Here is a 12,487-nt window from a genome sequence, read left to right on the forward strand (position 1 = left end):
ATTCGGTGAATATTACCGGAAGAAGTATCACGAAGTGCCCAAGAATCAACACAAACGCGCCCTCGTCTTAACGGCAAGAAAACTCGTGCGTCTGGTCGATGTGCTGCTACGCAGCGGCCAACTCTACACGCCTCGAAGGAAGGTGAATAGCGCCAAGGATTAACGCCTCCTTTGCCTTAGTCCTTCACGAATTCCCAGTAAAAATCTGGTATCTGACATGGTTTTTGGCTGGGTTTGGTTTGATGCGCCCTTTTTTCGTGACTCCGCGCTCAACAGGCACGGGAAATTTCCANTTCGATTAAATCAACAGCTTGACATCATACCGCTGGACTTAAAAATCCTGTGAAAACGGATGGATGAATTATGCTTTTAATGAGATCCATTCGTCCCGGTGGATGACTTCCAAACGATGGACGCTGTCCAACTTCTTGAATACTTCGGTGCTGGGGAGCCCGAGAATGCTGTGGAGCTGTTCCGCATCATAGTTAACGATGCCGCGTCCCAATACCTCGCCGCCTGCGCTGATAACCTCTACGACATCGCCGGTATGGAACTGTCCACTGGCCTCTTTGACGCCAACCGGAAGCAAGCTTCGTCCGCCGCGGATCAGCGCCTCCTCAGCACCGGCATCTACCGTCAGCGTCCCGATTGGGGTGGAGAAGAAGCCCAGCCACTGCTTCTTTCGCGGCAGCGAGGCACCGTGGGCTTCGAAATAGGTGCCATGCCCATCGCCGTGCAAGGCGGCTAGCAGATCGCCGGGGGAGGCGACCTTTCCGACGAAGACCGGAACGCCTCCGAGCGAAGCGATTTTCGCGGCGTCAATTTTCGACCTCATACCGCCCGTACCGACGGAGGAGCCGGCACCGCCGGCGATCGCATAGATCTGACCGGTGATTTCCGTGACCCGGCTGATCCGCTGGGCCTGTGGATCCAGACGCGGATCCTTGGTGTACAGACCGTCCATATCGGTCAGGATCAGCAGGTGATCGGCGTGAATCAGGTTAGCGACAAGGGCGGACAACGTATCGTTGTCGCCGAACTTCAATTCATCCAGCGAAACGGTGTCGTTCTCGTTAATAATCGGCAGCACGTTTCGCTTCAACAGCTCTTCGATCGCCATGCTGGCGTTGCCCGTTCGCTTACGGTTTTGGAAATCGGACCGGGTCAGCAGCACCTGGGCCGCAGTCACTCCGTGTCGAGCCAATTCTTCGCGATAAGCCTGCATCAGCAGCGCTTGACCAACGGCAGCCGAAGCCTGCTTCTCATGCAGCAGCTTAGGCCGTTCGGAGTAGCCGATTTCACGAAACCCGGCGGCCACAGCGCCGGAGGTGACCAGCAATGGCTGGTATCCGGCCTCAATCAACCCGGCCAATTCGGATGCGTAATACGCCACGGCCTCCCGGTTTAAACCTCCTTCTGACGATGTCAGCGAACTGCTGCCAATTTTGACGACGATGCGTCGCAGCATGGGGATCACTCCTCGAACGATAGATATAAATAAAAAAACTTTCGCCTTTGCATGCAAAGGACGAAAGTTTCGACTTCCGCGGTACCACCTTTATTGATGAGACAAGCTCATCCAACTTCAATGCCCGGTAACAGGGGCGCTGTCCGGCTTGTTCGGCCGGCCGCTCAGGGATAGGATTCGGAAAGGGCTAGCATGTAAATTCTCTCAGCCGGTGGAATTTACTCTCTGTCTTGCCGCGTACTTTCGTACTGGTCCCGTCAATGCGTTTTATCAAAATGTCCGTTTATGGTTCTCATGTAATGTAAGCATACCACGCGTCCCCTGGCATTGCAAAGGGAAAAGCGCCGAAATGGCGCAACCATCGCTTCTTTTGGTTTCATTCACGTTCGGCTTGCGATTCAACCCAGGCACCATTATGATGAGATTTAAGCAAAGTGAAGCCTACGAAAAGGCGGTGTGAAAAGCAAGTGAGTCTACAGTCCAGTCATTGGCGGATCGCCATGATTCAATGCGATGTCGCCTTAGGGGAACCCGAAGTGAACCGGACCAAGTTCGAGGAGGCAATGGAACGAGCAGCTCACGCTGCAGAGAAACCAGACGTCATCCTGCTGCCGGAGCTGTGGAATACGGGATACGCCTTGACGGAAATTGGCCGGTTGGCTGATCCGGTGGGACAGCACAACCGGGCATGGCTGTCTGCCTTCGCCCGGCGTCATGGGATCCATATCATTGGCGGCTCGATTGCCGAAAATCGCAGCGGTCAAGTCTACAATACGATGCTGGTCTTTGACCGCAACGGGGATGAGGTGGCCGCATACTCTAAAATTCATCTGTTTCGACTGATGGAAGAGGAGAAGTATCTGCAACCGGGAGAACGGAGCGCGACGTTTGAGCTGGATGGCGTGACGGCCGGGGCAGCCATCTGTTACGATATCCGCTTCCCAGAGCTGACCCGCAGCTTGGCGTTACGCGGGGCGAAGCTGCTGTTTGTGGCGGCGGAATGGCCGATCCCGCGGCTTAACCACTGGCGTACGCTGCTCACTGCGCGGGCGATCGAAAATCAAATGTACGTCATCGCCTGCAACCGGACGGGGAAAAGTGGCGGCGATGAGTTTTTCGGCCATTCGATGATCATCGACCCCTGGGGGGAGATCGTGGCTGAGGGCGGCGAAGCAGAGGAAGTGGTCATCGCCAGCATTGACCTGACGTTGGTTGATCAAGTCCGCCGCCGGATTCCCGTCTTCGACGACCGCCGTCCGCAAGCTTATGATTGATGTGACGTTTGGCGTTCCTTCATCGTCTTTTTAAACGTCTCGATAAAAGCCTCCGCAGCTTTGGACAGATAACGTCCTTTGCGGTAGGCGATCACTAGCGTCCGGCTTGGGGCTGGAGCGGCGAGAGGTAGATACGCCGGGATCAACTCGCTGCGTTTCGCTCGGGCGATAAACCGCGGCACCAGTGTAATGCCCATCCCGGCGGCTACCAGCGATTGTACGGTTTCGATATTGTTGCTCTCAAAGACGACATTCGGCTCGAACCCGGCCTCCCGGCATAGGTCGGCAGTCATTTTACGGAAGCCCTGGCCTTTTTTGAGCACGATAAACGGTTCGTTTTCCAGTTGCTTCATCTGAACACCCTGTTCTAATACCCCGGGCAATTTCGTCAGCGGATGGTCCGGAGGAACTGCCAAATCGATGATCTCTTCACCAACCGGTTCGTAAGAGAGCGTGGGCTCCTGCAACGGCAGGGACAGCAGGCTGAGGTCAGTACCGCCTTCGGCCGTCAGTTTCTCCAGGTTCAGGGACGTATCTTCCAACAGGGTCACTTGAATATTGGGGTAGCTCGCTTTAAACGCAGGAAGCACGTAAGGGAGCAGGTGAGAGCCGGTAATCGGCATACTGCCGACCACAACGCGGCCTGCTCTGAGCTGGGAAATGTCGTCCATTTCCTGACGGAGCTGGGCGACGGCGTCCATGATTTTTTGGGCGTGCGCAATAAAGCTGGCACCGGCATAGGTTAGCTCAACCGTACTCGTATTGCGCTGGAACAGCTTCACCCCGAGCTCCTGTTCCAGCTTGGACAGCTGCTGGCTGAGTGATGGCTGAGCGATGTGGAGCTTGTCGGCGGCCCGGGAGAAGTTCTTTTCCTCGGCGATCTTTATAGTGTATAGAAGTTGACGAAGTTCCATAGCATTAACCCCTTTGGTTCATTAAGGAATAAACCTTCTTGATCTTATAAGTATAACCTATAAGTACACTATAACATATAGATATTTGTATTGGTATGTGACTTGCCTTTATAATAAGAGACAAACATCAAGAGTGTGGAGGTTTTTCGCTTGAAACGGAAAACATGGTGGAAAGAACTCGGCGGATGGGGCTTCTCCATCGTCCTAGGCTTTGTACTTAGCATGATTATCGGCATTTTTATCATTCAACCTTATAAAGTTGACGGTCATTCGATGGAACCAACCTTGACGGACAATCAACGCATTTACGCTTGGAAGTTTACGCATGTGTTGGAGAAGCTGCCGGCTTATGGCGACATCGTCATCATCGACAGCCGGGTAGACCGGAGCCGTACGTTCTGGGACGACGTGAAGGAGCATCCGATCATCACTTGGCTTTCCGGTAGGGAAGAGGACGATGTTTTCTATGTCAAACGCGTGATCGGCTTGCCGGGTGATACGATTGAAGTGAAGGATGGACATGTGTTCCGCAATGGGCAACAGCTGGAGGAACCTTACATCAAGGAGCAGATGGATCCCAGTGCGGCGCAGATATGGCATGTACCGGAGAACCACGTATTTGTGATGGGGGATAACCGGAACAACAGTAATGACAGCCGCAGCATCGGACCGGTACCGCTGGATCATGTGATGGGGATCGATTCGTTTTAAGCTTGGGTAGAAATGGAGCAAACCACGCTGGGAAGTTTCTCGGACGGGTTGCTCTTTTTTTTGGTTGGAACAAGGGTATAGGTTTTGTCTATCAACCATATTGCTTACAAGTCTTGGACGATGGAAGGATCCGGCCGTTAAAATAGGAGGCAATTCTAAGAAGGGGGTGCTGTGATGCTCCATTCGGTTGTATCGACGCTGTTAGGCGTTCTGGTGCCGCTGGCGATTCCGGTTGCCGCCGGGGCGATATTGGCCCGGTTTCGCGCCTGGGACACGAAGCCGCTGCTTACGTTGTATTTGTACGTGCTAAGTCCGGCTATAATCTTTGACACGCTGCGGGGTGCCCATATCTCCACGGATGAGCTGTACAGCACAATCGGCTTCGCCCTGGTGAATCTGCTGTTTATGTGGGGCATTGCCCAAGGGATCGGGAAGATCGCCCGTCTGGATCCGGCGGAGCAGGCCGGTTTGACACTGATCTCCACCTTAACGAACAGCGCCAATTACGGACTGCCGCTCGTGCTGCTGGCCTTTGGCCAACTGGGTCTAGATAAAGCTTCCGTATACGTCATCACGCAAATGATCATTGTGAATACGGCAGGCGTTTATTTTGCGGCACGTTCCCAGTTTTCAGTTCAAAATGCAGTCAAATCGGTGTTTACCCTGCCAGCAGTGTATGCGGCGGCGCTGGCTGTATTTCTAAAATGCTTTGGGCTTCACCTGACAGCCGGGTTGGAGCAAGGGATAGGCATGGTCGCGGACGCTTATTCGCCGGTGGTGCTGACGATCTTAGGCGCGCAAATGATCAAGGTTGGCCGGGCGGAGGCGAAGCAGGTTAAGCCTGCCGGATTCTGGACGGGCACGGCCATTCGCTTGCTACTAGCACCGTTTGTGGCTCTTGTAACATTAAAGCTGCTGGGCATTTCGGGTCTGTTGTTTTCAGTCTTGTTCATTCAAGCCTGTATGCCGGTTGCGGTGAATGCCGTTGTGCTGGCCGAGCGATTTGATGCCGCCTCGGGTCTAGTGTCAAAATGTATCGTATGGACGACCCTCGCTTCCTTTTTGACGCTCCCCGCATTGATCGTGCTCGTCCAGTAAGGAACAGATCGAGCTCTGTACGCATCCGCTCTCGTTCGAGACTGTCTCGGGTTAGAATTGCCGCCGTCAAATTTCTATCTCCAGATAGAGATAGGCTATGATAAGGTAAAGACATCCAACGTTTGGAGGTCACGTTTCGATGTCCATGGGAAAAAGCACAATTCTCCTTCGACCTGCTGTCATCAGCGTGGTTATCTTAATTTCCATGTTTTCGGCCGGGCTGTTTGACGGAACCCCGTCTCAAAGTGCCTTAAACGGGCTGATTTGGCTGAGTTATGCCTGCATCCTGTTCCTTCCGAAATCCCAATGGACTCCCAAGCATGCCTGGGCGGCATTGGGTCTGCTTGTTGTGATTACGGGGATGAATTTTGTCTGGTATCAGGATTGGGAGTTGGTCTACTTCCTCATTTTCGTCGTGTTTTATGCACTGTTCCGCTTGATTATGCCGAAGCCGCTGTGGCCTGCTATCCTGACGCTGTTGATTACGGCCGTTCTATTCATCCATTATGGCGCCTTAAATCTGCCTGAGATCATGAGCTATATCTCGCTTGCGATCTTTCTGTACTCTGTTATTCGCCGTCGGATGTTGCGTCAAGAAATGCATGAGCAAAATCTCCGTCATATTGCAGAGCTGCGGAAGGCGTATGATGAATTGCAGGAGGCTTCCGTAACCTCGATGCGGTTTGCGATCTTGGAGGAGCGTACGCGCATCGCCAGAGATATTCATGATTCCGTCGGCCACAGCCTCACGTCCTTGATCGTCCAACTCCAAGCGCTGCGGTTCATGGTCCGGCAGGATCCTGAACGATCGGAACAAACGATTGATGAGATGTTGGTCGTCGCACGTCAGGGTCTTCAAGATATCCGCAACTCCGTTCATGCGCTGGCGGATGACTCCTCGTTCTCCGGCAAATCTGCCTTAAACGCCCTTCTGTCACGGCTGGAAGCTTCCTCCGGAATTCGGTGCGTGATGGATGACGAGCTGCCAGATGAGGATTTGGGAGACAAAGTCTACGGGATTCTGTTTAAAATATTACAAGAAGCCAGCACCAATGTGGTACGCCATGCGGAAGCCACCGAGGTGGAAGTCCGTCTATGGAAGGAGATGGATCAGGTCGTGATGCGCATTCGGGATAACGGCAAGCTGCCAGTCGGGCAGCCCATCACCGAAGGGTTTGGGATAAAAACGATGCGAACTCGGGTGGAGGAGATCGGCGGAAGTTTGCAGGTTGCGGCACATGAACCAAGCGGCTTGGAGATTGTGGCCAAACTCCCGGTGTTGAGCGAGCCAAACCAACAGGATACGGAAGGAAAGGAGGAGGCTCATGACGGAAGCAAACCGGATTAAAGTGATGCTCGTTGACGATCAGAACATGATTCGCCAAGGCTTTGGCTATATTCTCAGCTTGCAGCCTGATCTGCAGATCGTTGGTGAAGCGGGAAACGGAAACGATGCGGTCAAAATGGCGGAGGAGCTGCGTCCGGATGTCATTCTGATGGATGTACAGATGCCGTTCATGGACGGAATTGAAGCGACAAAGCGAATCATGGCGCAGCAAACAGGGGTTAAAATCGTGATTTTGACGACGTTTGATGATCAGGACTATGTGCTAGAAGGGATTCGTGCCGGCGCTGTCGGCTACCTATTAAAAGATGCGGAAGCAAGCGACATGATTGAAGCGATCCGGGCAGCTTATCGGGGAGAAGCCATCTATAAGACGAAACTTGCCTCCGGCGCCTTGCAGGAAGCGATAGCCTCTGCATCACTGTCCGCTCCTGATAATGTACTGCAAGTGAAGTTGCTGGAGCCGTTGACTGAGCGCGAACAGGAGATTCTCCAGGAGATGGCCTATGGACTTCGTAATGAGCAAATAGCGGCCAAGTTGTTTATTACCGAAGGGACGGTAAAATCCCATGTCCACCGGATCTTGCAGAAGTTTGGCTGCGAGGATCGGACGCAGGTGGTTGTGATGGCGCTGCGGGGCGGGTTGGTGAAGTAGCCAGCCGCCTTTTGTGCCACTTATAAGCTAAACCTATTGCGTTTATAGATATTATATCTTGGAACAATTAACACGATCATGTTATATTGGATTCAACATTCAAGGCCGGAGGGCGCAGCAAACCGCCCTTTCGCCTTGATCACGTGTACGAATCCTTCTGTGGGGTGATTAATCATGAGCAGCAAAAAGACAATGTACGAGAAAATCTGGGATAACCATGTTATTTATCAAGAGGAAGGCAAACCGAGCATTCTCTATATCGATTTGCACCTCGTTCACGAGGTGACTTCACCGCAGGCATTTGAGGGTCTTCGCCTTAGCGGACGCAAAGTGCGCCGTCCTGAATTGACCTTCGCTACGATGGACCATAACGTCCCAACCAAAGACCGTTATAACATTACCGACCCGATTTCGAAGCAGCAGATTGATACGCTGGCCAAGAACTGCCGCGATTTTGGCATCACCTTGTATGACCTCGATACGATTGACCAAGGCGTCGTGCACGTTATGGGGCCGGAGCTGGGCCTGACGCATCCGGGCAAAACGATCGTTTGCGGCGACAGCCATACGTCCACACACGGTGCGTTTGGTGCACTTGCTTTCGGGATTGGTACGAGTGAAGTTGAACACGTACTGGCAACCCAATGCTTGCAGCAGGCGAAAGCGAAGACGCTGGAAGTTCGTTTTGTGGGCAAACGCAAACCAGGGGTAACGGCAAAGGATATGATCCTCGGTGTCATCGCCAAGTACGGCACGGACTTCGCCACCGGCTATGTTATTGAGTATACAGGTGAAGCGATCCGCGAGCTGTCCATGGAAGAGCGGATGACGATTTGTAATATGTCGATTGAAGCTGGAGCAAGAGCAGGCTTGATTGCACCGGACGAAACGACGTTTAATTACCTGCGGGGTCGCGAGCATGTGCCGCAAGGAGCTGCATTCGACCAAGCCGTGGAAGAGTGGAAGAAGCTGGCTACCGATGAAGGTGCAACTTATGATCGCGTCGTCGAATTCGATGTGGATTCGCTGATTCCGCAAGTTACCTGGGGAACGAGCCCGGGGATGGGGACGGGGATCAACGGTGTGGTGCCGAATCCAGCTGATTTCGAGAATGAGAATGAACGCAAAGCCGCTGAGAAAGCGCTGGAATACATGGGCTTGACCCCAGGGACGCCGATGACGGATATCGCAATTGATTACGTCTTTATCGGTTCCTGTACAAACGGCCGGATCGAAGACCTGCGTGCAGCAGCGGAAATCGCGAAAGGCTACAAGGTTTCCGACAAAGTTACGGCGATCGTCGTTCCAGGTTCGGGCCGCGTGAAGCTGCAAGCCGAGAAAGAAGGTCTGGACAAAATCTTCAAAGAAGCTGGCTTCGAATGGCGTGATGCAGGTTGCAGTATGTGTCTGGCCATGAACCCTGACGTCTTGCAGCCGGGGCAACGTTGTGCTTCGACCTCCAACCGTAACTTTGAAGGACGGCAAGGGCGCGGCGGCAGAACCCATCTGGTTTCTCCAGCGATGGCGGCAGCAGCGGCGATCAAAGGTCATTTCGTCGACGTGCGCGAATGGGAAATCAAGAGTGAAGTCCTGAGCTAATCAAGGGAAAAGGGGAGAATCGACGATGGAAGCATTTGTAAAACATACTGGGATCGTAGGTCCAGTGGACCGTGTCAACGTAGATACCGATGCAATTATACCTAAACAATTTCTGAAACGGATTGAGCGTTCTGGATTTGGTCAGTTTCTGTTCTATGAATGGCGGTTTGACACGGAAGGGAACCCGAATCCTGAGTTCGAATTGAACAAACCGCGCTACGCTGGTGCGTCCATTCTGATTTCACGCGTGAACTTCGGGTGCGGTTCTTCGCGGGAGCATGCACCATGGGCCATTTTGGATTACGGATTCCGTTGTGTAATTGCACCGTCCTTTGCGGATATTTTCTATAACAACTGCTTTAAGAACGGCATCCTGCCGATCAAGCTGTCGGAAGAACAAGTGGAGGAACTGTTCCAGCGCACAGCTGCCCATGAGGGATACAAACTGACGGTGGATCTGGAGCAAAAAACGATCACCGACGAGTATGGTTTGAACATCAGCTTTGATTTGGATGAGCACCGCCGTCAGTTTTTGCTGCAAGGCTTGGACGATATCGGTTTGACGCTCCAGCACGAAGATTTGATTGCGGCATACGAGAAGAAGAAATTTGCGCATTTGGCTTAAACCGTCTGAACTTGGCGGGAAGTCCCGGCTGCGAGATGCAGCTGGGGCTTTTTTTGTCAATCTATGAAAATATAAGTCTATCAGCCCAGAGTATTTTCTGATATTATGGAAGTAATTAGCAACGTTTTAGGAATGTTGGCGTTTACAATGCTCACTGGATCCTCGTCTGGTGGCGTATCCGGCAACAAGATTCTTGATTCGGCAAAATACGAGGGTGGGGTAGGGATTTACGGATGAAGAAACTCGGCTTAATGATGTTTATGTTGGTTGGTTTGCTGGTGTTTCCGGGATTGGCGAACAACGCCTACGCTGCCTCGGCGGAGGCAGCCGGAACCCATATTGTGCTGGACGGCCAGGAGCTCGAACAGCCTGCCGGTGCCCAAGCGGGGATCGTGGGAGGCAACGTAATGGTGCCGCTGCGCGTCGTTGCCGAAGGTTTGGGTTACCAAGTTGGCTGGGAGAAGCAGAGCGGCACGATTACGATCTCCCAAGAGGGAACCGAACTGAAGCTTACGCTGGGCCAAGACACCGCTTATGTTGACGGTCAGCTGGTGAAGCTGAGTTCTGCTCCATTTCTGCAGGGAGATTCAACGCTGGTTCCGCTGCGTTTTGTAGGGGAACAGATGGGGATGAAGGTGAGCTGGGACAATCTTACGAAGTCCGCTTACTTAACGAGTCCTGCAGGAGGTACTGCCTCCGGTGTTGTTCCGGGGACGGCGAGTCAAGCTCCAGGGTCGGAGACTCCAAACTCCGTTCCGGGAGGGCAGCCTGCGGCAGGGGATAACTATACATACGACCCGGGAGCTTCAACGGGGAACCAAGCCGAGGGCCCAATCGCGTTGATCCAAGGTATCAGCTTTAGCGAAAACCGTCTAATGTTTGCCGTTTCCGGCAGCGTGACCCCAAACGTATTTAAAATGAGCGGTCCTGAGCGGCTCGTCATTGATGTTCCCAACGCCGACTTTGCTCCAACTTTTGGGGATGTTCATCCTTTGGACGCAGGTCGGAACGGTCAATTTGCCGTCAGCGATTATCCGGACGTCTCCCAGATCCGGTATTCGCTGTTTAGCCAATCGCCGTCAACGGTTCGGATTGTCATCGATTTGAACCGGAGCGTAGATTTTAAGGTCACGAACCTTGATGATGGGCTTGTAACCGTTGATTTGACCGTGGCTGCAGACGTACCTAGCACCAATACGGTGGCAGGCGGCCGGCCGCTGGTTGTGATCGATGCAGGTCATGGCGGCAGCCAGCCTGGGGCGATCAGTGTCACGAAGAAACAGGAGAAGGAGTTTACACTGGCTGTGGCGCTGAAAGTCGAAGCGTTGCTCCGACAGGAAGCGGGTTTAGAGGTCATCCTGACCCGTATGACGGACGTCACCATGACGCTCCAGGATCGGGTGAAGGTAGCCAATGATCAAGGGGCTGCGGTGTTCGTATCGATTCATGGTAACAGTATCGATCCGCCAAGCAACCCTAGCGGTACAGAAACGTATTACACTCGAGACGAGAGCATTCCGCTTGCGAATGTCATGCACCAGCATTTGGTGAAGGCAACGGGCTTAAAAGATCGCGGCGTTAGAAAGAGTAGCCTGCATGTCACACGGGAAACGAAGATGCCAGCCGTGCTGCTTGAGGTCGGTTATCTGAGTAATAAGACCGATGCCGAATTAATGTACACGGAGGAGTTTCAACAACGTGTGGCAGAAGGGATTGTCGCGGGTATTAAAGAATATCTGGGCTTATGATCGATAAGATATGACAAGGAGGGAAGCGGCATGAAGAGAAAAGTGGCGGTATTGCTGGCTTTGGTGGCCATGCTGGGGGTTGCTGCAGGATGCGGTAACAAGCCGACGGCTTCACCTCCGGAGAATGAGCATCAGAGGGAAGCTGCGCTAAGCAGCGGTGCGCAGCAAGGTGAAACTCAGATGCAAGAGGTGCAGGGGCCGGTGAACGGTACTGATGAATCGGGGGATCCCCAAACCGATGCACAAGCGGGGGCGGAGAAGCTGACTATCCAGGTTTATTTGACAGATGATGATATGTTGGAGCTGAAGCAGACGCCGCGTGAGATTGAATTTACAGCGGATCAGAGCAAATATGAAAGCGCCTTTGAGGCGCTGCAAACTGCAGAAGACGGTCTGCTCTCCCTTTGGGAGAAGGTGGTTCTAAATACGGTGAAGTTCGACTCGGAGAGCGGGCAGTTAGCGATCGATATTCACTTGCCGGACGAAGCACGTCTTGGCGCGGGCGGGGAGTCGCTGGCGATCGAAGCGCTGAAGAACACAATGTTTCAGTTTGAGGAAGTCCAGCAAATCGAGTTGACGGTGGATGGTCAGCAAGTCGAATCACTGATGGGTCACGTGGACCTGGAGCATCCGATGAACCGCTAAGTACATCATCTACGAAGTGCAGATAAAGATGACGGGCAGCAGCAGACTATACCAGCCCAGCAAATCCGAATGCGGATTTGCTGGGCTGTTTTTTGCTTCAAGCTTATAGGTCCTAGCCGCAAATGAGATAACTTACCTCTCATAAAGCGTTAGAATCGCGAAGCATCCGTTTTGACGCTTGCCAGCGAGCTTATTTGCGCCAAATGGCCCCATTTGGAGGGGGAAACGGGCAAATAAGCTTTCGCATAAGCGTTAGAATCGCAACGCCTCCGTTTTGGGCCTAATAGCGTTGCTGGCAAGCGTTAGAGCACAGGTTGGCCATTGCGCCTAACTGCGCCAACCTGCTACTAATTGGCCAGTGACGTGTGCATCTCCGGCTAACGCTTGCCACAGCGCTTATTTGGG

At 53.0% G+C, this 12,487-nt stretch carries 11 protein-coding genes and 1 pseudogene; 10 read left to right on the forward strand and 2 right to left on the reverse strand.

Annotated features, from left to right (window positions below; translation table 11 throughout):
• Positions 1-163, forward strand: a pseudogene (locus M891_RS25460) (IS110 family transposase); the annotation flags it as partial.
• Between the two features lie 198 nt (positions 164-361).
• Here the strand turns inward: M891_RS25460 and proB are convergent.
• Positions 362-1,468 carry a glutamate 5-kinase gene (gene proB / locus M891_RS0121295; RefSeq protein WP_028540194.1) on the reverse strand — a complete coding sequence of 369 codons (1,107 nt, stop codon included), beginning with the start codon at positions 1,466-1,468 and terminating at the stop codon, positions 362-364.
• Between the two features lie 500 nt (positions 1,469-1,968).
• On the opposite strand from proB, the gene M891_RS0121300 reads away from it, so the two are divergent.
• Entirely contained in the window at positions 1,969-2,742 is a 774-nt protein-coding gene (locus tag M891_RS0121300) for a carbon-nitrogen family hydrolase (RefSeq protein WP_051417156.1), read from the forward strand.
• Here M891_RS0121300 and M891_RS0121305 read toward each other — a convergent pair.
• The gene (locus M891_RS0121305) at positions 2,733-3,656 is read right to left on the reverse strand and encodes a LysR family transcriptional regulator (protein WP_028540196.1); all 924 of its coding nucleotides are present in this window, start codon (positions 3,654-3,656) and stop codon (positions 2,733-2,735) included. The genes M891_RS0121300 and M891_RS0121305 overlap by 10 nt on opposite strands.
• 150 nt (positions 3,657-3,806) lie before the next feature.
• Between M891_RS0121305 and lepB the strand changes: the two genes are divergently transcribed.
• The 8 genes from lepB to M891_RS0121345 all read left to right on the forward strand — a co-directional run bounded on the left by lepB (position 3,807) and on the right by M891_RS0121345 (position 12,082).
• The gene (gene lepB, locus M891_RS0121310; protein WP_016311872.1) at positions 3,807-4,367 is read left to right on the forward strand and encodes a signal peptidase I; all 561 of its coding nucleotides are present in this window, start codon (positions 3,807-3,809) and stop codon (positions 4,365-4,367) included.
• A 174-nt stretch (positions 4,368-4,541) separates the two neighbouring features.
• Positions 4,542-5,465, forward strand: a complete 924-nt coding sequence (locus M891_RS0121315; protein ID WP_028540197.1) for an AEC family transporter — start codon at positions 4,542-4,544, stop codon at positions 5,463-5,465.
• Between the two features lie 139 nt (positions 5,466-5,604).
• The gene (locus M891_RS24340; RefSeq protein ID WP_051417158.1) at positions 5,605-6,813 is read left to right on the forward strand and encodes a sensor histidine kinase; all 1,209 of its coding nucleotides are present in this window, start codon (positions 5,605-5,607) and stop codon (positions 6,811-6,813) included.
• The gene (locus M891_RS0121325; RefSeq protein ID WP_028540198.1) at positions 6,791-7,465 is read left to right on the forward strand and encodes a response regulator; all 675 of its coding nucleotides are present in this window, start codon (positions 6,791-6,793) and stop codon (positions 7,463-7,465) included. The genes M891_RS24340 and M891_RS0121325 overlap by 23 nt, the downstream gene beginning before the upstream one ends.
• Positions 7,466-7,639: 174 nt before the next feature.
• Positions 7,640-9,064, forward strand: a complete 1,425-nt coding sequence (gene leuC / locus M891_RS0121330; RefSeq protein WP_028540199.1) for a 3-isopropylmalate dehydratase large subunit — start codon at positions 7,640-7,642, stop codon at positions 9,062-9,064.
• Positions 9,065-9,089: 25 nt separating this feature from the next.
• Complete coding sequence (leuD, locus tag M891_RS0121335; RefSeq protein ID WP_009225922.1) at positions 9,090-9,689, forward strand: 3-isopropylmalate dehydratase small subunit; 600 nt, start codon at positions 9,090-9,092, stop codon at positions 9,687-9,689.
• Between the two features lie 233 nt (positions 9,690-9,922).
• A complete protein-coding gene (locus M891_RS0121340) occupies positions 9,923-11,437 on the forward strand; it encodes an N-acetylmuramoyl-L-alanine amidase family protein (protein WP_028540200.1) in 1,515 nt (504 codons plus the stop codon).
• Between the two features lie 30 nt (positions 11,438-11,467).
• Complete coding sequence (locus tag M891_RS0121345; protein ID WP_028540201.1) at positions 11,468-12,082, forward strand: GerMN domain-containing protein; 615 nt, start codon at positions 11,468-11,470, stop codon at positions 12,080-12,082.
• Positions 12,083-12,487: the final 405 nt, after the last annotated feature.

Origin of the sequence: Paenibacillus sp. J14, from assembly GCF_000518465.1 — a bacterium.
Taxonomy (GTDB): Bacteria; Bacillota; Bacilli; order Paenibacillales; family Paenibacillaceae; genus Fontibacillus; species Fontibacillus barengoltzii.